General features: G+C 72.9%; 19 protein-coding genes. 18 read left to right on the top strand and 1 reads right to left on the bottom strand.

Annotated elements, in window-relative coordinates; genetic code table 11:
- Window positions 1-1,283: hypothetical protein (locus AAD528_RS15390; protein ID WP_345752966.1), on the bottom strand; the 1,283-nt coding region annotated here is incomplete at its 3' end.
- Between the two features lie 6 nt (window positions 1,284-1,289).
- Here AAD528_RS15390 and AAD528_RS15395 point away from each other — a divergent pair.
- The 18 genes from AAD528_RS15395 to AAD528_RS15480 all read left to right on the top strand — a co-directional run bounded on the left by AAD528_RS15395 (window position 1,290) and on the right by AAD528_RS15480 (window position 19,276).
- Window positions 1,290-2,141, top strand: a complete 852-nt coding sequence (locus AAD528_RS15395; RefSeq protein ID WP_345752967.1) for a prolipoprotein diacylglyceryl transferase — start codon at window positions 1,290-1,292, stop codon at window positions 2,139-2,141.
- Complete coding sequence (locus AAD528_RS15400; RefSeq protein WP_345752968.1) at window positions 2,125-3,165, top strand: HAD-IIA family hydrolase; 1,041 nt, start codon at window positions 2,125-2,127, stop codon at window positions 3,163-3,165. Before AAD528_RS15395 ends, AAD528_RS15400 begins: the two co-directional genes overlap by 17 nt.
- Window positions 3,166-3,236: 71 nt before the next feature.
- Window positions 3,237-3,401: a hypothetical protein gene (locus AAD528_RS15405; protein WP_345752969.1), complete on the top strand. Its 165-nt coding sequence runs from the start codon at window positions 3,237-3,239 to the stop codon at window positions 3,399-3,401.
- Window positions 3,398-4,195, top strand: coding sequence for a TlyA family RNA methyltransferase (locus AAD528_RS15410; protein ID WP_345752970.1), 798 nt, complete (start codon window positions 3,398-3,400; stop codon window positions 4,193-4,195). Before AAD528_RS15405 ends, AAD528_RS15410 begins: the two co-directional genes overlap by 4 nt.
- A 31-nt stretch (window positions 4,196-4,226) precedes the next feature.
- Window positions 4,227-5,186: an NAD kinase gene (locus AAD528_RS15415; RefSeq protein WP_345752971.1), complete on the top strand. Its 960-nt coding sequence runs from the start codon at window positions 4,227-4,229 to the stop codon at window positions 5,184-5,186.
- Between the two features lie 33 nt (window positions 5,187-5,219).
- Window positions 5,220-6,911 carry a DNA repair protein RecN gene (gene recN / locus AAD528_RS15420; RefSeq protein ID WP_345752972.1) on the top strand — a complete coding sequence of 564 codons (1,692 nt, stop codon included), beginning with the start codon at window positions 5,220-5,222 and terminating at the stop codon, window positions 6,909-6,911.
- Window positions 6,912-7,100: 189 nt separating this feature from the next.
- A complete protein-coding gene (gene pyrG, locus AAD528_RS15425; protein WP_345752984.1) occupies window positions 7,101-8,789 on the top strand; it encodes a CTP synthase in 1,689 nt (562 codons plus the stop codon).
- A 2-nt stretch (window positions 8,790-8,791) separates the two neighbouring features.
- Complete coding sequence (locus tag AAD528_RS15430; RefSeq protein WP_345752973.1) at window positions 8,792-9,385, top strand: NUDIX domain-containing protein; 594 nt, start codon at window positions 8,792-8,794, stop codon at window positions 9,383-9,385.
- A complete protein-coding gene (gene xerD, locus AAD528_RS15435) occupies window positions 9,385-10,287 on the top strand; it encodes a site-specific tyrosine recombinase XerD (protein WP_345752974.1) in 903 nt (300 codons plus the stop codon). Before AAD528_RS15430 ends, xerD begins: the two co-directional genes overlap by 1 nt.
- A 98-nt stretch (window positions 10,288-10,385) precedes the next feature.
- Window positions 10,386-11,450, top strand: a complete 1,065-nt coding sequence (locus AAD528_RS15440; RefSeq protein ID WP_345752975.1) for a CAP domain-containing protein — start codon at window positions 10,386-10,388, stop codon at window positions 11,448-11,450.
- Window positions 11,451-11,547: 97 nt separating this feature from the next.
- On the top strand, window positions 11,548-12,447 hold the full coding sequence (locus AAD528_RS15445; protein WP_345752976.1) for a ParA family protein: 900 nt from the start codon (window positions 11,548-11,550) through the stop codon (window positions 12,445-12,447).
- The gene (locus tag AAD528_RS15450) at window positions 12,431-13,306 is read left to right on the top strand and encodes a segregation and condensation protein A (protein WP_345752977.1); all 876 of its coding nucleotides are present in this window, start codon (window positions 12,431-12,433) and stop codon (window positions 13,304-13,306) included. Before AAD528_RS15445 ends, AAD528_RS15450 begins: the two co-directional genes overlap by 17 nt.
- Complete coding sequence (gene scpB / locus AAD528_RS15455) at window positions 13,296-13,937, top strand: SMC-Scp complex subunit ScpB (RefSeq protein WP_345752978.1); 642 nt, start codon at window positions 13,296-13,298, stop codon at window positions 13,935-13,937. Before AAD528_RS15450 ends, scpB begins: the two co-directional genes overlap by 11 nt.
- A 62-nt stretch (window positions 13,938-13,999) precedes the next feature.
- Window positions 14,000-14,809: a pseudouridine synthase gene (locus AAD528_RS15460; RefSeq protein ID WP_345752979.1), complete on the top strand. Its 810-nt coding sequence runs from the start codon at window positions 14,000-14,002 to the stop codon at window positions 14,807-14,809.
- Window positions 14,810-14,814: 5 nt separating this feature from the next.
- A complete protein-coding gene (locus tag AAD528_RS15465) occupies window positions 14,815-15,915 on the top strand; it encodes a prephenate dehydrogenase (RefSeq protein WP_375339638.1) in 1,101 nt (366 codons plus the stop codon).
- Window positions 15,908-16,594, top strand: a complete 687-nt coding sequence (gene cmk / locus AAD528_RS15470) for a (d)CMP kinase (protein ID WP_345752981.1) — start codon at window positions 15,908-15,910, stop codon at window positions 16,592-16,594. Before AAD528_RS15465 ends, cmk begins: the two co-directional genes overlap by 8 nt.
- Window positions 16,584-18,107 carry a ribosome biogenesis GTPase Der gene (gene der, locus AAD528_RS15475; protein WP_345752982.1) on the top strand — a complete coding sequence of 508 codons (1,524 nt, stop codon included), beginning with the start codon at window positions 16,584-16,586 and terminating at the stop codon, window positions 18,105-18,107. The genes cmk and der overlap by 11 nt, the downstream gene beginning before the upstream one ends.
- Window positions 18,108-18,376: 269 nt before the next feature.
- On the top strand, window positions 18,377-19,276 hold the full coding sequence (locus AAD528_RS15480) for an NUDIX domain-containing protein (protein ID WP_345752983.1): 900 nt from the start codon (window positions 18,377-18,379) through the stop codon (window positions 19,274-19,276).
- Window positions 19,277-19,450 lie beyond the last annotated feature (174 nt).

The raw sequence follows: 19,450 nt of genomic DNA on the forward strand, positions 1-19,450 counted from the left end.
ACCCTGTGGGAGAGTAGGACACCGCCGGACTTAACGTGAAGACAGAAGGGCCACCCAACGACGGGTGGCCCTTCTGCGTTTACCGGGGCCTGGATGGCCTGGAAAAGTGATCCCGCTGGGGTTTGGATAGAGGAATGGACATGGCTGCAGACGACGGTGACCGACGCGACCGCGGACGGGACGACCGAGGCGACAGCCGCGGCGCTCCTCGAGACGGCGACCGCAGGGGCGGAGCCCCTCGCCGCGATGGCGACCGGGGCGGCTCCCGTGACGGCCAGCGCAGCGGTGATTCCCGCCAGGGCGGCTACTCGCGCGATGGCGGCGACCACCGGCCGCAGCGCGACGGCGATCGCCCGCGCCCCTCGCGCGACGGCGACAAGCCTCGTTCGTACGGTGACCGTCCTCAGCGCGACGGCGATCGGCCCCGCTACGGCGACCGCGATGGTCGCCCCTCGCGCGACGGCGACCGTCCGCGCTCGTATGGCGACCGTCCGCAGCGCGACGGCGACCGTCCGCGCTCGTATGGCGACCGTCCGCAGCGTGACGGTGACCGCCCGCGCTCGTATGGCGACCGTCCGCAGCGCGACGGCGACCGCTCGCGCTCGTATGGCGACCGTCCCCAGCGTGACGGGGACCGCCCGCGTTACTCGCGGGATGGTGACAAGCCGCGTTCGTACGGTGACCATCCCCAGCGTGACGGGGATCGTCCGCGTTACTCGCGGGATGGTGAGAAGCCGCGTTCGTACGGGGACCGTCCCCAGCGTGACGGGGATCGTCCGCGTTACTCGCGGGATGGTGAGAAGCCGCGTTCGTACGGCGACCGTCCGCAGCGTGATGGGGATCGTCCGCGTTACTCGCGGGATGGCGACAAGCCCCGTTCGTACGGCGACCGTCCGCAGCGTGACGGGGACCGTCCCCGTTACTCGCGGGATGGTGACAAGCCGCGTTCGTACGGCGACCGTCCGCAGCGCGACGGGGACCGTCCCCGTTACTCGCGGGATGGCGACAAGCCCCGTTCGTACGGCGACCGTCCGCAGCGCGACGGCGACCGCCGGGGATCCTTCCGCGACGGCGATCGTCGGCCGCAGCGTGACGGGGACCGCCGGTTCGGCGACCGCCGTTCGGACGACGGCTACGAGCGCGGCAATTCCCGACCGCCGGAGTCGTTGCGCATCAAGGACCCCGAGCTGCCGGACGACATCACTCCGCGTGACCTGCCCGGCGGGGCGCGCAACGAGCTCAAGACCCTGAGCAAGGAGAACGCCGAGCGCGTCGCGCGTCACCTCGCGATGGCCGCGCGCACCCTCGACGAGGATCCCGCGCTCGCACACGAGCACGCGCAGGCCGCGGTGCGCCACGCCGGCCGCGTCGCGATCGCCCGCGAGACACTCGCCATCACGGCCTACACGGTGGGCGACTTCGCGCTGGCCCTGCGCGAGCTGCGCACCTACCGGCGGATCACCGGTCGCGACGACCAGATCGCGCTGATCGTGGACAGCGAGCGCGGCCTGGGGCGCCCCGAGCGCGCGCTCGAGGAGGGCCGCGCGGTCGACCGTGCGACCCTGCCGACCGCAGCGCGCGTGGAGCTCGCCATCGCGATGTCGGGCGCCCGGCTCGACCTCGGCGACACGCAGCTCGCGCTTGTGGAGCTCGACATCCCCGAGCTCGACCCCGATCGCGCGTTCGAGTGGAGCCCCGGGCTGTTCGCGGCTCGCGCCGCCGTGCTCGAGGACCTCGGTCTGACTGACGAGGCGGCCGACTGGCGCCGTCGCGCCGACATCGCCGCGGACGCGCTCGGCCACAGCGTGGACGAGGACGAGTTCGACGTCATCGAGATCGACGACGCCGACACCGAGGAGCTGACGGAGGACGAGCCCGAGGCCGACGAAGCCGACGAGCCCGAGGTGCCGGCCGATGACGTGGCCGACGAGCCCGTGGCCGACGAGCCCGTGGCCGACGAGCCCGAGGACGAGGAGTTCACGGTCGAGGACGAGGTCGCGGAGATCCTCTCCGAGATCGACGATGCCCCGGCGCCCCAGGCTCCTGAGAACGATGCTCCCGAGGTCGAGGTGTCCGAGGACGGCAAGCCCGCGAAGGGCGACGAGGACGGCGGGACGCGCCCCGATGGCGCTCTTTTCTAAGCGCGCCCCCGAGCGCACGCCGCTCGACGGCGTCGACGTCGTGCTCGCCGATCTCGACGGCGTCGTGTACGCGGGCCCGGGCGCGCTGCCGCACGCCGTCGAGAGTCTGAACCGCGCGGCGGCGGAGGGCCGGCGCCTGGGCTACATCACCAACAACGCCTCCCGCACCGACGCCACGGTCGCGGCCCACCTGGCCGAGCTCGGGCTTCACACGCGCCCCGACGAGGTCGTCACGAGCCCGCAGGCCGCGATGCGCCTGCTCGCGCAGAGGATCGCGCCCGGCGCGACCGTGCTGGTCGTCGGCGGCGAGGGCCTCGTGGTGGAGGTCGAGAAGGCGGGCTTCGTCGTCACGCGCAGCTCCGAGGAGTCGCCGGCGGCGGTCGTGCAGGGTTTCGCGCCCGAGGTCTCGTGGACGCAGCTGGCCGAGGCGGCGTTCGCGCTGCAGCTGCCGGAGGACGAGGGCGGCATTCCCTGGATCGCCACCAACACCGATTGGACCATCCCGCAGGCGCGGGGGATCGCGCCGGGCAACGGAACGCTCGTCTCCGCCGTGCACACGGCGGTCGGGCGGCTCGCGACCGTGGCGGGCAAGCCCGAGGCGCCGATCTTCCACGAGGCCGTCGCCCGCTTCGGCGCGACCTCGCCGCTGTTCATCGGCGATCGGCTCGACACGGACATCCTGGGCGCGAACCGTGCCGGGGTGCCGTCGGCGCTGGTCCTGACCGGCATCGACCGGCCCAAGCACGTGCTGGCCGCCCCGCCGGACAGCCGCCCGACGTACATCGTGTCCGACCTGCGGCAGCTGTTCGAGCCCTACCCCGTGGCGCGCGTGAAGGGCGACACGGTCTGGGTGCGCGACGCGGCGATCCGGATCGACGGACCGGACGTCCAGATCGTGGCCGAGGGCGAGCCGATCGACCTGCTGCGCGCCGCGGCCAAGGCCATCTGGGACACCGGACGACAGATCTTCGGCTTCCGCGTGCCCGAGCGGCTGTACGCCGACCCGTTCCGCGTCGCGCGCTGAGCGGCTCCGGCTCGGACCCGCCCGCGGCTCGCCCGACGGCGGGCGCGGCAGGCGGGACGTAGGCTGAGGGCATGAGCGATGCGAGCGAGGACCGGGAGGCCGAGGGCCTCGTCAGCCGCGTGCGCGTGATCGAGGGGCAGCCCCTCGCGGGCCGGGCCGCTGCCTACGCGAGCCTGCACGACGAGCTCGCCCGCCGGCTCGACCAGGCGCCGCCGGAGCCGGCGAACGGCGGATGACGCAGCGCCTGGACGCGGCGCTCGCGGCACGGGGACTGGCGCGGTCCCGCACGCACGCGGCGACCCTGATCGAGGAGGGCCGCGTGCAGGTCGGCGGCCGCGTGGCCGCGAAGGCATCCCTCAAGGTCGACGACGCCACCCAGATCGCGGTGAGCGCGGCGGATCACTACGTGAGCCGCGGCGCGCACAAGCTGATCGGCGCGCTCGACGGCTTCGGCATCGACGTCGCGGGCCGCGTCGCCCTCGACATGGGCGCGTCGACGGGCGGATTCACCCAGGTGCTGCGCGAGCGCGGCGCCGATCCGGTCCTCGCGGTCGACGTCGGACACGGCCAGCTTGCCCCGGGCGTCGCGGTGGACGCGGGCGTGCGCTCGGTCGAGGGCTTCAACGTCCGGTACATGACCGCCGAGAACCTCGCGGCGGCGAGCGGGGTCGCCGAGCCGCCGTCCGTGGTCACGGGGGATCTCTCCTTCATCTCGCTGACGCAGGTGCTGCCCGCGGTCGCGCTGGTGGCGGCGCAGGGCGCGGACGTCATCCTGCTCGTCAAGCCGCAGTTCGAGGTGGGGCGCTCCAGGATCGGCGGGGGAGTCGTCACCGACGCCGGCCTTCGCGCCGACGCCGTGCTGGAGGTGCTCTTCACGGCACACGACCTCGGGCTCGGCACGCTCGGCGTGCTGCCGTCGCCGATCCACGGCACGCACGGCAATGTGGAGACGCTCATCCACATCGCCCCGGGGCGCGGAACGGATCCGACAGAATGGAAGACCACGATCGAGCGGTGCTGTGCCGGATGAGGCACGGCCCGACGGACAGCGACGGAGGCCGATGAGCGAGCGGAAGATCCTGGTCGTCGCGCACGCGCACCGGGAGGACACGGTCGACGCCGCGGTGCGCGTGACGGAGCTGCTGCGCACGTCCGGTGCGCAGCCCGTGCTGTCGCGCGAGGACCGCACCGAGCTGTCGGCCCTGGCGCCCGTGCTCGCCGAGGTGCCGGTACTCGGCACGGACGTGCCGCTCGCCGACATCGACCTCGCGATCGTGCTGGGCGGCGACGGCACGATCCTGCGCGCCGCCGAGCTGGTGCGCGACGGCACGGCTCCAGTGCTCGGCATCAACATGGGCCACGTCGGCTTCCTCGCCGAGATCGAGCGCGACGCGATGGACTCCGCCGTGCAGCGCGCGATCGAGGGCGACTACGCGGTCGAGGAGCGCCTCACGCTCGACGTGCGGGTGAAGGATCGTGCGGGTCGGGTCGTGTACGAGACGTGGGCGCTGAACGAGGCGACGGTCGAGAAGGACAGCCGCGAGAAGATGATCGAGGTCGTGATGGAGATCGACAAGCGCCCGCTGTCGACCTTCGGCGCCGACGGCGTCGTGATCGCCACGCCGACCGGATCCACCGCGTACAACTTCTCCGCCGGCGGGCCCGTGATCTGGCCGACCGTGCAGGCGATCGCCGTCGTGCCGCTGTCGGCGCACGCGCTGTTCGCGCGTCCGCTGGTCGTGGGCCCCGAGCACGCGATCGCCGTCGAGGTGCTCGAGGGCGGCGCCGGCGCGTCCGCCGTGCTGTGGTGCGACGGCCGCCGCTCCCACCCCCTGCCGCCCGGAGCGCGCGTGTCCGTGCGGCGCTCGCCGCAGCCCGTGCGTCTGGCTCGGCTGCACCCCGCCGCGTTCACCGACCGGCTGGTGCGCAAGTTCAAGCTCCCCGTCACCGGATGGCGTGGCCCCGCCGATCCCATGGCCACGGGCGTGATCGACACGGTGCCGGCCGAGGCGATGGAGTGAGCGCGTGAGAGAGCCCGTCGCGGAGGCGACCAGATGATCGAGGAGATGCGGCTGCGCGACCTCGGCGTGATCAGCGAGGCGAGCCTGCCCATGGGCGCGGGGTTCACGGCGATCACGGGCGAGACCGGCGCGGGCAAGACCATGGTCGTGACCGGCCTCGGGCTGCTGCTGGGCCAGCGCGCCGACTCGGGCGCCGTGCGCGCCGGCGCGTCGCAGGCCTCGGTCGAGGGCGTGTGGATCGTGCCCGAGCAGGGCCCCGTGGCCGAGCGCGTGCGCGACGCCGGCGGCGACCTCGAGCCGATCGGCGGCGGCCGCGCCGAGCTCTACCTGTCCCGCACACTCGCGGCCGAGGGCCGCAGCCGCGCGAGCGTCGGCGGCCGTGCCGCGCCCGCGGGCGTCCTGGCCGATCTCGCCGACGCGCTGGTCGTCGTCCACGGGCAGTCGGATCAGCTGCGGCTGAAGTCCGCCGCCGCGCAGCGCGACGCGCTCGATCGGTTCGCGGGCGATCCGGTCCGCGACGCGCTCGCGGCGTACCGCGAGGCGTACGACGCGTGGCGCGCGCTCGACCGGGAGCTGACGACCCTCGTGACCGATCGCGACGCCCGGGCCGCCGAGGCCGAGGCGCTGCGCGCGACGCTCGCCGAGATCGAGCAGGCCGCGCCCGAGCCGGGGGAGGACGTCGCGCTCGGCGAGCGCGCCGAGCGCCTCGCCAACTCCGAGGAGCTGCGCGCCGCGGCCGCCGTCGCGCGCGAGGCGCTGTCCAGCGAGGAGGGCGGCGTGGACGTGTCGACGCTGCTCGCCGACGCGCGGCGCGCGCTCGAGCGGGTCGCGGATCCGGACCTCGCCGGCTTCGGCGAGCAGCTCGCCGACCTCGGCTACCGCGCCGCCGACATCGCCGTGGAGCTCTCGGGCTTCCTCGCCGACCTCGACGAAGCCGGCCCGGCCGAGCTCGCCGCGGTCGAGGGGCGGCGCGCGATCCTGAACGCGCTCGTGCGCGCGCACGGATCGCTTGACGAGGCGATCGCACTCCTGGAGACCGGATCCGCGCGGCTCGCCGAGCTGGACGACGACGACGATCGCGTCGAGCGACTCGGGGGCCAGCTCGCCGAGGCGCGCGAGGCGCTCGACGCCCGGGCCGACGCGCTCACCGCCGCGCGCACGCAGGCCGCCGTGCGGCTGTCCGAGGCCGTGACGGAGGAGCTGCACGCGCTCGCGATGCCCGACGCGCGGCTGCTTGTGGACGTCGCCGCCGGCACCGAGTCGACGCACGGCCGCGACGAGGTCTCCCTCCTGCTCGCGCCGCACCCCGGCGCGGAGCCCCGCGCCGTCTCCAAGGGCGCGTCGGGCGGGGAGCTCAGCCGCGTGATGCTGGCGATCGAGGTCGTGATCTCGCAGACGGATCCGGTGCCGACGTTCGTGTTCGACGAGGTCGACGCCGGCATCGGCGGCGCCGCCGCGATCGAGGTCGGCCGGCGCCTGGCGCGCCTGGCCGAGACATCCCAGGTGATCGCCGTCACCCACCTCGCCCAGGTCGCGGCGTTCGCGGGCAACCACCTGAGCGTCGTGAAGGCGAACGACGGGTCCGTGACGTCCTCGAGCGTGACGCGTCTGGACGGCGCCGCGCGCGAGGCGGAGATGGCGCGCCTGCTGTCCGGCCTGAGCGACTCGGACGCCGCCCTCACGCACGCGCGCGAGCTGCTGGCGCTCGGATCCGTCCGGGCATGAGTCCCTCCGGTCCGGGGCCCGATGTCGCGGCGCCGGACGACGCCGTCGTGCGGGACGCGGCGGCGGTGCGGGCGCTGGTCGCGACGCGCGCACGCCTCGTGCCAGGATGATCCGAATCCCCGCATCCCGCGGGCGACGACGCGCCGCTCGGCCCGTTCGAAGCAACCACTGTTAGGATCGAAGCCCGTGATGCAGACACCTGGCGCGGGATCCGAGACCACCACCAAGCAGATCTTCGTGACGGGTGGTGTCGTCTCCTCTCTCGGCAAGGGACTCACCGCGGCGAGCCTCGGCAATCTGCTGACGGCCCGCGGTCTGCACGTCGTGATGCAGAAGCTCGACCCGTATCTGAACGTGGATCCGGGCACCATGAACCCGTTCCAGCACGGCGAGGTGTTCGTCACGGACGACGGCACCGAGACCGACCTCGACATCGGGCACTACGAGCGCTTCCTGGACGTGAACCTGAGCCAGGCGGCCAACGTCACGACCGGCCAGATCTACTCGCAGGTCATCGCGAAGGAGCGCCGCGGCGAGTACCTCGGCGACACCGTGCAGGTCATCCCGCACATCACGGACGAGATCAAGCGCCGCATGCGCCTGCAGTCGCAGGCCGACCCGCAGCCGGACGTGATCATCACGGAGGTCGGCGGCACGGTCGGCGACATCGAGTCGCAGCCGTTCCTGGAGGCCGCGCGTCAGCTGCGTCACGAGCTCGGCCGCGACAACGTGTTCTTCGTCCACGTCTCGCTCGTGCCGTTCATGGGCGCCTCGGGCGAGCAGAAGACCAAGCCGACGCAGCACTCGGTCGCAGCCCTCCGCCAGGTCGGCATCCAGCCCGACGCGCTCGTGCTGCGCAGCGACCGCCCCGTGAGCGAGTCGAACCGCAACAAGATCGCCCTGATGTGCGACGTGGACATCGAGGGGGTGGTGAACACGGTCGACCTGCCGAGCATCTACGACATCCCGTCCACGCTCAACGACCAGGGCCTGGACTCGTACATCGTGCGGCGCCTCGGCCTCGGTGCGAAGGCCGGCGACGTCGACTGGACCCGCTGGAACACCGTGCTGCAGGCCGTGCACAACCCGAAGCTCGAGGTCACGGTCGGCCTGGTCGGCAAGTACATCGACCTGCCCGACGCGTACCTGTCGGTGACCGAGGCGCTCAAGGCCGGCGGCTTCGCGCACGAGGTGAAGGTCAACATCCGCTGGATCCCGTCGGACACGTGCGAGACGCCGGAGGGCGCCGCCAAGCAGCTCTCCGACCTCGACGCCATCTGCGTGCCCGGCGGCTTCGGCATCCGCGGCATCGAGGGCAAGCTCGGCGCGCTCCGCTTCGCGCGCGAGCAGGGCATCCCCGCGCTCGGCCTCTGCCTCGGCCTGCAGTGCATGGTGATCGAGTACGCGCGCCACGTCGCCGGCATCGACGGCGCGTCGTCGAGCGAGTTCGACCCGGAGACCGCGGCGCCCGTCATCGCGACCATGGCCGAGCAGGTCGACATCCTCGCGGGCGGCGACCTCGGCGGCACCATGCGCCTCGGCCTGTACCCGGCGCAGCTGGCCGAAGGCTCGATCGTCGCCGAGGCGTACGGCGCGAACGAGATCCAGGAGCGCCACCGCCACCGCTACGAGGTCAACAACGCCTACCGCCAGCAGATCTCCGACGCCGGCCTGGTGTTCTCGGGCATCAACCCCGACCTGAACCTCGTGGAGTTCATCGAGCTGCCGCGCGACGTGCACCCCTACTACGTCGCCACGCAGGCGCACCCCGAGCTGCGCTCGCGCCCGACCGAGCCGCACCCGCTGTTCCGCGGCCTCGTCGGCGCGGCGGTCGACCGCCACCGCGCGAGCGAGCTGTTCGAGGTCGAGGCCGACTGACCGTGGGCACCGAGGCGCCGACCGACCTGCACGACGAGCCGTTCGACGTCGAGGTGGTCGATTCGCGCCTCGCGTTCGACGGCCGCGTGTGGGACGTCCGCGAGGACCGCTTCCTCTACAACGGGCACGAGCTGATCCGGCACTACGTGGATCACACCGGCGCGGTCGCGATCGTCGCGATCGACGACCGGGATCGCGTGCTGCTGATCCAGCAGTACCGCCACCCGGTCCGCACGCGCGACTGGGAGATCCCGGCCGGCCTGCTCGACGTCGACGGCGAGGACCCGCTCGACACGGCCAGGCGCGAACTGGCCGAGGAGGTCGACCTCGTCGCCGAGAACTGGGAGAAGCTCGCGCGCATGGCGCCGACGCCCGGCGGCAGCGACGAGATCATCCACATCTACCTGGCGACGGGCCTGTCGGACGCGCCCGAGGTGTTCGCGCGGCACGGCGAGGAGGCGGACATCCGGACCGCCTGGGTGCCGATCGAGGAGGCGGTGTCCGCCGTGCTCGGGGGCCGCGTCTCGAACGGCGCCATGATGCTCGGCGTGATGCTCGCGGCCGAGAGGCTGCGGCGAGGCGCCGCCGAGGGCTGATGAACCTGGATCGGGCCGTCGACGCGTACCTGCGTCACATCACGATCGAGCGCGGCCTGTCCGACCACACGATCGCGGCCTACCGACGGGATCTCGCCGGCTACGTCGCGTGGCTGGACGACCGCGGCGTCGCGGACACGACGGACGTCACGCCCGCGATCGTGGCCGAGTTCGCGGCCGAGCGCGCCTCCGCCGATCCCGCCCCCGCGGCGTCCTCGCTCGCGCGACTGCAGTCGTCCGTGCGGGGGCTGCACCGGTTCCTCGCGCGCGAGGGCATCGCCGACGCGGACCCGTCGCAACGGCTGCGCCCGCCCAAGCAGGCGCGCCGGCTGCCGAAGGCGCTCACGATCGAGCAGGTCGAGCGGCTGCTCGCCGCCCCGTCGGGGGAGGACCCCATCGGGATCCGCGATCGCGCGCTGCTCGAGCTGCTGTACGCGACCGGCGCGCGGGTGTCGGAGGCGATCCGGCTGGACGTCGACGACCTCGCGACGGGCGAGATCCTGCGACTGCGGGGCAAGGGTTCCAAGGAGCGGATCGTGCCGGTCGGCTCGTACGCGCGCGCCGCGGTCGACGCGTACCTGACGCGCGTGCGGCCCGACCTCGCGACGCGCGGCAGGGCATCGCCGAAGCTGTTCCTCGGCGCCCGCGGCGCGCCGCTGTCGCGGCAGAGCGCGTGGCTCGTGATCCAGGAGGCGGCGGAGAAGGCGCAGCTGACCGCGCACGTGTCGCCCCACACCCTGCGCCACTCGTTCGCGACGCACCTGCTGCAGGGCGGTGCCGACGTGCGGGTGGTGCAGGAGCTTCTCGGCCATGCCTCCGTCGCCACCACGCAGATCTACACGCACGTCACCGTCGACACCCTCCGCGACGTGTACGCCACGAGCCACCCGCGGGCGCGGTAGAGCCGGGTCCCCCGGACAGCGGGACCGGATGGGCGCCCCGGGCCCGCGCGGTGGGAGCCCCCGCCGGTCGCGCGGCCGCGGCGTGTCACGATGCCCGCATGACCGCTGCGCCGCTGAGGAAGCCCACCCGGATCGGGGCGGTGCTGGCGGTCGCCTTCGCCGTGCTCGCGAGCGTCCTGGTCCCGGCCGACGACGCCCAGGCGGCGACCACCGCGGACACCTTCGAGGCGCAGATCTACGCGCAGGTGAACAAGGAGCGCAAGGCGGGCGGCCTGTCCGCGCTCCTGCCCTCCGCGAAGCTCGACAGCGCCGCGCAGGGCTGGGCCCACACCATGGCCCGGACCGGCGACTTCCGCCACAACCCCGACACGGTCGGCGCCGCGGGCGGCTGGGCCTACGGCTGGATGGGCATCGGCGAGAACATCGCGTACGGGCACGCCGACGGCGCCGCGGTGATGGTCGGCTGGATGGACTCCCCGGGCCACCGGGCCAACATCCTCCGCAGGGAGTTCGACCGCATCGGCGTCGGCGTGGCGTTCCGCGGTGCCACGCCCTACTACGTCCAGGTCTTCGGCGTCTCGGGCACCGGGGAGTCCGTCAAGGTCGCGCAGCTGTACGGACACGCGACGCGCCCCATCGCCGCCGGCACGCCCGCCATCAGCGGCACGGTCGCGGTCGGCCGGACGCTCACGGCCAAGCCCGGCACGTGGACGAGCGGCGCGACCTTCAGGTACCAGTGGCTGCGCGACGGGAAGGCGATCAGCAGGGCCACCTCGCCGAGCTACACCCCGGTCGCGGCCGACGCGGGCAGGAAGCTCTCGGTGAAGGTGACCGGCTCGCGCGCCGGCTACGTCTCCGCGTCGAAGACCAGCGCGGCCAAGACCGTCGCGAGGGGGACCCTCGCCGGCGTCACTCCCACCGTCTCCGGCACGGCGAAGGCGGGATCCACGCTGACGGCGAAGGCCGGGACGTGGAAGCCCGCCCCGGTCACCGTGCGGTACCAGTGGCTGCGGGACGGCAAGGCGATCGCCGGGGCGACCGCGTCGACCTACCGGCTCGTGAAGGCCGACGCCCGACGGAAGATCACGGTGAGGGTCACGGGCACCAAGACCGGGTACACGACCGCGTCGAAGACCTCCGCGGCCAAGCTGATCGCCGGCTGACGACCCGGCTCGGGATCCCGCGACGAAGGTCCGGAACGCCGGATCGCCGCCCCCGCTCCGCGGGTGCCCGGACGGGCATCGCTACAATCGAGCAAGCATGTCGAAGGCGGGAGTATCGGTGACGGACAAGAAGGCCCGGGCGAAGAAGCAGGATGAGGTCATCCTGGGAGAGACCGGACGTCCGTATCACGGCTTCCCGACTCCGGAGAAGCTCGAGGGACACGGCCCCGCGCGCATCATCGCGCTGTGCAACCAGAAGGGCGGCGTCGGCAAGACGACGACCACCATCAGCCTGGCGGCCGCGCTCGCGTCGTACGGGCGCAAGGTGCTCGCGGTCGACTTCGACCCGCAGGGCGCCCTGACGGTCGGCCTCGGCGTGCAGGCGCACGACGTCACGACGATCTACGACCTGCTCCTGGACACCAAGCGGGACCCGCACGAGGCGATCGTGCCCACCGCGGTCGAGGGGCTCGACGTGATCCCCGCCAACATCGACCTGTCGGCGGCCGAGGTGCACCTCGTCAACGAGGTCGCGCGCGAGCAGATCCTGTCGCTCGTGCTGCGCAAGGTCGCGCCCGAGTACGACGTGATCCTGGTCGACTGCCAGCCCTCGCTCGGCCTGCTGACGATCAACGCCCTCACCGCGGCACACGGCGTGCTGATCCCGATGGAGTGCGAGTTCTTCGCGCTGCGCGGCGTCGCCCTGCTGATCGAGACGATCGGCAAGGTCCGCGATCGCCTCAACCCGACGATCCAGCTCGACGGGCTGCTCGCGACCATGTACGACCCGCGCACGCTGCACTCGCGCGAGGTGCTCGAGCGGATCGTCGAGGCCTTCGGCGACGACGTGCTCGAGACCGTCATCGGCCGCACCGTGAAGTTCCCCGACGCGTCCGTGTCGGGCATGCCGATCACCGAGTTCGCGCCCCAGCATCCGGCCGCCCAGGCCTACCTGCGGCTGGCGCGGGAGCTGGTCGCCCGTGGCGCAGTCGCGTAGCGACGTCCCGCCGGAGGCGGCGGACGGCACCTCGCCCGACGCCGAAGCGCCCGACGCCGCGCCCGCGGGCGCCCCGGAGAAGGGCTTCCGCGTCTCGCTGTCGAACTTCGACGGGCCGTTCGACCTGCTCCTGAACCTCATCTCGCAGCGCGAGCTGGACATCACCGAGGTCGCGCTGTCGAAGGTGACGGACGAGTTCATCGGCTACCTGCGCGAGCTGGGACCGGATGAGGAGCTGGACCAGGCCTCCGAGTTCCTCGTGGTCGCCGCGACGCTGCTCGACATGAAGGTCGCGGGCCTGCTGCCACAGGGCGAGCTGGTCGACGCCGAGTCGGTCGCGCTGCTCGAGGCGCGCGACCTGCTGTTCGCGCGCCTGCTGCAGTACCGCGCGTTCAAGGAGGTCTCGGCGTGGTTCGCCGCGGGCCTGCAGGGCGAGGATCGGCGCCACACGCGCAGCGTGCCGCTGGACCCGAAGTACCGCGCCAAGACGCCCGAGCTGGTCTGGACGCTCTCGCCGGAGGACTTCGCCGCGATCGCCATGCTGGCGTTCGCACCGCGGGAGATCCCGCGGGTCGGCCTGGACCACCTGCACGCGCCGCTCGTGAGCATCCGCGAGCAGGCCGCCGTGGTCGTGACGCTGCTGCGCGGATCCGAGCGGCTGTCGTTCCGCGAGCTGGTCGCCGGGATCACCGAGGCCGGCATCGTGGTGGCGCGCTTCATCTCCGTGCTGGAGCTGTACCGGCACGCCGCGATCAGCTTCGAGCAGCTCGAGCCGCTCGGCGAGCTGACGCTGACCTGGACGGCGGACCACTGGTCCGACGAGACGCTCGCGACCCTGGGGGCCGACTATGACCGATGACACCACGACGGAGGAGGCTGAGCTGGAGCCCGAGCTGGAGCCCGTCGAGCAGCCCGCGGAGGAGCCGGCCGAGTTCCCCGGCGGCATCGCGCAGCGGCTGGAGGCGATCCTGATGATCGCGGACGAGCCGCTCAGCGTCGTGTCGCTCGCGACGGCCGTGGGCGCCCCCGTGCCCGCCGTGCGCAAGGCGCTCGCCGCGCTCGTGGACGACTACGACGGCACCTCGGGCACCGCCGAGCGCGGCTTCGAGCTGCGCGAGGTCGGCGGCGGCTGGCGGTTCTACGTGCGCGCCGAGTACGACGACATGGTCGCCGGGTTCGTGGGCGGTCAGGCGCCCGCGCGTCTGTCGCAGGCCGCCCTCGAGACGCTCGCCGTGATCGCGTACAAGCAGCCCGTCACGCGCTCCCAGGTCGCGTCGATCCGCGCGGTGAACGTCGACTCGGTGGTGCGGACGCTGCTCGCGCGCGGCCTCATCACCGAGGTGTCGACGCATCCGGAGACCGGCGCGATCCTGTACGGCACGACCGACCTGCTGATGCAGCAGCTGGGGATCAACTCGCTCGACGAGCTGCCCCCGATCTCGCCGCTGCTGGATGACGGATCCGAGGGCTTCGACGACATCGTCGGCTGACACCATCGAGCGTGTCCCACTTCCGGCCGGAATGGGGGCGCGAATCGGGCAGAGAGTGGGACATGGAAGACAAGGCAGAGGGCATCCGCCTGCAGAAGGTGCTCGCGAACGCGGGCGTGGCCTCGCGGCGCGTGTCGGAGCAGCTGATCGTCGAGGGGCGCGTGCGCGTCAACGGGAGGGTCGTGACCGAGCTCGGCTCGCGCATCGACCCGGAGAACGATCTCGTGGACGTCGACGGCACGGCCGTGCAGCTGGATGCGGGCAAGCGCTACGTGATGCTGAACAAGCCCACGGGCGTGATCAGCTCGATGAAGGACGACCGCGGCCGGACGGATCTGCGCGCGTTCGCGAAGGACTGGGACGAGCGCCTGTTCAACGTCGGCCGCCTGGACTACGACACGTCGGGTCTGCTCGTGCTGACCAACGACGGCGAGCTGGCGCAGGTGCTCGCGCACCCGTCGTTCGGCGTGACGAAGGTGTACATCGCGAAGGTCGAGGGCACCGTCACGCCCGCGACCATCCAGAGGCTGACACGGGGCATCGAGCTCGAGGACGGGCCCATCCACGCCGACAAGGCGCGGCTGCTGGACGCCTCCGCGGGGTCGAGCCTGGTCGAGCTCACGCTGCACTCTGGGCGCAACCGCATCGTCCGCCGCATGATGGCGGAGGTCGGTCACCCCGTCGTCGAGCTGGTGCGGCGCCAGTTCGGGCCGCTGCACCTGGGAACCCTCCCAGTGGGACGCGCCCGGGAGTTGACTAAGGTGGAGCGAGGCGCGCTGCTGACTCTCTCGCGCCAGGGATCCGGTGATTCTGACACCGTCGATCCGTCGGGGGAGGCACCCGGACCGGCCGAGGGTCAGGAGAATTCGTGACCGACATCGCTGCGCGCGCCGCACGGACGACCGGACCCGTCCGGATCGTCGGCGCCGGCCTGCTCGGCGCGTCGATCGGCCACGCGCTGCGCGCGCACGGGGTCGACGTCATCCTGACCGACACGTCGCCCACGCAGCTGCGCCTCGCGATCGACTACGGCGCCGGCCGCGCCGAGTCGTCCGAGGACGCGCCGCGCCTGATCGTGGTCGCGGTGCCGCCGGATGTCACGGCCGACGTCGTGCAGCGCGAGCTCGAGCGGTTCCCGGGCGTCGTCGTGACGGACGTGGCCTCGGTCAAGCTCGGCCCGCGCGAGGAGCTGCGTGCCCGCGGCGTCGACCTCGCGCACTACATCGGCTCGCACCCCATGGCCGGTCGCGAGCGGGGCGGGGCGATCTCGGCCCGCGCCGACATCTTCACCGGGCGCCCGTGGGTGATCTGCCGCGACGGCTCCGAGTCCTCCGCCGACCTGGACCGCATCGAGGACCTCGCGCTGGACCTCGGCGCGATGCCGATCGAGATGACGCCCGAGGAGCACGACCGCTCGGTCGCGCTCGTCTCGCACGTGCCGCAGGTGGTCGCGAGCCTGCTCGCGGGGCGCTTCACCGACGCGCCCGAGGAGTCGCTGCGGCTGGCCGGGCAGGGAGTGCGCGACACGACGCGCATCGCGCACTCCGCGCCCGAGCTGTGGGTGCAGATCCTGGGCGCGAACTCCGCGCCGGTCGTCGACGTGCTGGACGCGCTCGCCGCGGACCTGACGTCGCTCGCCGACGCGCTGCGGGCGCCGGACGCGGCGGGCTCCCGCCGCGCGGTGGCCGACACGATCCGCCGCGGCAACGAGGGCGTCGAGCGCCTGCCGGGCAAGCACGGTCAGAACCGGCGCTTCGAGCCCCTCGTCGTCATGGTCGACGACACTCCCGGCCAGCTCGGACGCCTGTTCGGCGACCTCGGCGAGCTGGGCATCAACATCGAGGACCTGCGCCTCGAGCACTCGCCCGGCGCGCAGTTCGGCCTCGCGGAGATCAGCGTGGTGCCGGGCGTGCTGCGCTCGGCCGTCGAGGGCCTCGAGCAGCGCGGATGGCGGATTGCGAGCACGACGTATGACTGAGCACGACAGCCCCATCATCGCGATCGACGGCCCGGCCGGATCCGGCAAGTCCAGCGTCTCGAAGGAGGTCGCGCGCCGCCGCGGCTACGGCCTGCTCGACACCGGCGCGGGCTACCGCGCGCTGTCATGGCACCTGCGCGCGTCCGGCGTCGACACCGCCGACGCCGACGCCGTCATCGCGGCGCTCGCCGGCTTCGAGCTGCGCCTGGGCCTCGACCCGGAGGACCGCACGGTCACGGTCGGCGGCACGGACGTGACCGCCGCCATCCGCACGCCCGAGGTGACCGCCGCGATCGCCGGCTTCGTGCGCGTGCCCGAGGTGCGGGCGTACCTCAACGCGATCTACCGCCGGCTGGCGGGGGAGTCGGGGCTCGCCGGCGTCGTCATGGAGGGGCGCGACATCACGTCGGTCGTCGCGCCCGACGCGCCCGTGCGCATCCTGATGACCGCATCGCCCGAGGTGCGCGCCGCGCGCCGCGGGCTCGAGCTGGGAGCCGACACCGCGACCGTCGCCGCGGCGATCACCGCCCGCGACGAGTCGGACAGCCACGTGCTGGATCTCGCGGAGGCGGACCCGGGGGTCGACGTGGTCGACTCCAGCGACTTGGATTTCGAACAGACCATCGACGCCGTGACCGCGGTGATCGACAGAAAGCTGGGAGGCCACGATGGCCGTTGACGACGAGTACGAGGGCAAGCCGGACCGGCTCGCCGAGCGCCTGGCGGAGGTGGACGAGGAGCTCGCCGAGCGCCGCGCCGCCACGTTGCGCCAGGGCCTCGAGGACTACGACCTCGACGCGGAGGACGCCGAGCTGCTCGCCGGCGTCCAGCGCGGCGACGACGGCATCGAGTACCTGCCGGCGCTGCCGGTGGTCGCGATCGTCGGGCGCCCGAACGTGGGCAAGTCCGCGCTCGTGAACCGGATCCTCGGACGCCGCGAGGCCGTCGTGGAGGACACCCCCGGCGTCACTCGCGACCGCGTCACGTACAAGGCCGAGTGGCTCGACCGCCGCTTCTCGCTCGTCGACACGGGCGGCTGGGAGCCGGACGCCAAGGGCATCGACCGCTCGGTCGCGGCGCAGAGCGAGGTCGCGATCGACCTGGCCGACGTGATCCTGTTCGTCGTCGACGCCATGGTCGGCGCCACGTCGACCGATGAGCACGTCGTGAAGCTGCTGCGCAAGACCGACAAGCCCGTGTTCCTCGTCGCGAACAAGATCGACGACGCGCGTCACGAGCCCGAGGCCTACGCGCTGTGGAACCTCGGCCTCGGCGAGCCGCACCCCGTCTCGGCCATCCACGGCCGCGGCGTGGCCGACCTGCTCGACGCGATCATGAAGGTGCTGCCCGAGGTCTCGGCCGTCGCGAAGCACGAGATCGGCGGACCGCGCCGCGTCGCGATCCTGGGACGCCCCAACGTCGGCAAGTCGTCGCTGCTGAACAAGGCCGCGGGCGAGGAGCGCGTGGTCGTCAACGAGCTCGCGGGCACCACGCGCGACCCCGTGGACGAGATCGTCGAGCTCGGCGGCAAGCTGTGGACCCTCGTGGACACCGCGGGCATCCGCCGCCGCGTGCACCTGCAGCAGGGCGCCGACTTCTACGCGTCGCTGCGCACGTCGGCCGCGCTGGAGAAGGCCGAGGTCGCGATCGTCGTGCTCGACGTGAGCCAGCCGATCAGCGAGCAGGACGTCCGCATCATCGACCTCGTGCTCGAGTCGGGGCGCGCGCTCGTGCTCGCGTTCAACAAGTGGGACGAGCTGCTCGAGGACGACCGCCGCGGCGGCGACCGCCGTCGCATGCTGGAGCGCGAGATCGAGACGGACCTCGCGCACGTCGCGTGGGCCCCGCGCATCAACATCTCCGCGAAGACCGGGCGTCACCTCGAGAAGCTCGTGCCCGCGCTCGAGACCGCGCTCGCCTCGTGGGACCAGCGCATCCCGACCGGCAAGTTCAACGCGTTCCTGTCGGAGCTCGTCGCCGAGCACCCGCACCCGCTGCGCGGCGGCAAGCAGCCCCGCATCCTGTTCGGCACGCAGGCGGGCTCGCGTCCGCCCACGTTCGTGCTGTTCACGACCGGCTTCCTCGACCCGGGCTACCGCCGCTTCGTGCAGCGCCGCCTGCGCGAGCTGTACGGCTTCGAGGGCACCCCGATCGTGATCAACATGCGCGTGCGGGAGCGCCGGCAGCGGTAGGGCGGCTTAGGCCGCGGCGGGTTGGGCTGGGCGGCCGCTGACAGGCTGGATGTGTCTGATGGGCGCTGCCGTGGCTCGTGAGCCTGCGCCTCGGGGCGCTGGCCTGTGGCCGGGCGAGGCGCGGGCCGCTCGCAGGCTGGATGGGGCGGGTGTCGTGCGGCGTGCCCGGTGAGCCTGTCTCCGGGCAGGACCGCCGGTGTGTGGGTGCTTCGCGAAGCCGGATGACGCCCCGGCGGGCGTGCCCCGCGAGGCTGTGACAGGCTGGGATGGTGACCATCGAGCCTGCCCGACGCGGAGAGTCCCCGCGGTTCTCCGGCCCGCGCGATCCCGGCGACGCCTGGGTCGTGACGGCGTCGGGCGAGCGGTACTGGGGGCGCTTCGGGGCCGCCGGTCTGATGGCGTTCGACGTCGAGCGGGGCGTGCTGCTGCAGCACCGCGTGGGCTGGAGCCACTTCGGCGGCACGTGGGCCCTGCCGGGCGGAGCCCTGCATCAGGACGAGCGGGCGATCGACGGCGCGCTGCGGGAGGCGTCCGAGGAGGCCGGCGTCCCGACGACGTCCGTGCGCCCGCGGTTCACGCACGTGCTCGACCTCGACGTGTGGTCGTACACGACCGTCGTGGCGGACGTGATCGAGCACTTCGCCGGCGCCGTGACGGATCCGGAGAGCTTCGCGGTCGAGTGGGCGCGCCTCGCCGACGTGGATCAGCGGCCGCTGCACCCGGGCTTCGCGGCGGCGTGGACCTCGCTGCGCGAGCTGCTGCACGTGCGTCCCGTGATCCTCGTGGACGGCGCCAACGTCGTCGGATCTGTGCCGGACGGCTGGTGGAAGGACCGCGCGGGCGCGGCGGAGCGTCTGCTCACACGCGTCGCGGCGCTCGCCGCGTCGGGAGTGGCGGCGTCCGACCTCGGCCTCGGGGCGACGCACTGGTTCCCCGACTTCGTCGTGGTCGTCGAGGGGCAGGCCCGGGACGTGGCGGATGTCGCCGGCGTCCGGACCGTGCGCGCGGCGGGTGAGGGCGACGACACGATCGCCGCGGAGGCCGTGGCCCTCGTCGAGGAGGGTCATGCCGTCACGGTGGTCACGAGCGACCGCGAGCTGCGGGCGCGCGCCGAGGAGGCCGGGGCCACGGTCCGGGGCGCCGGCTGGCTCACGGCCCTGCTGGGCTGACCCGCCCGGTCGCAGGGGTGGTGGGCTCGGACCGCTCCGGTCACTGCGAGAACACGTGTTGTCGCCGAAGACACGCGCTGTGAGGCGTGAAAGCGCGTGTGATGTCTCAGGACATCGGTGACGGAACTGCATCAGGACATCGGTGACGGTTCCTGCATCAGGACATCGGTGACA

The sequence above is a fragment of the Microbacterium rhizophilum genome (genome assembly GCF_039605615.1).
Lineage (GTDB): Bacteria > Actinomycetota > Actinomycetes > Actinomycetales > Microbacteriaceae > Microbacterium > Microbacterium rhizophilus.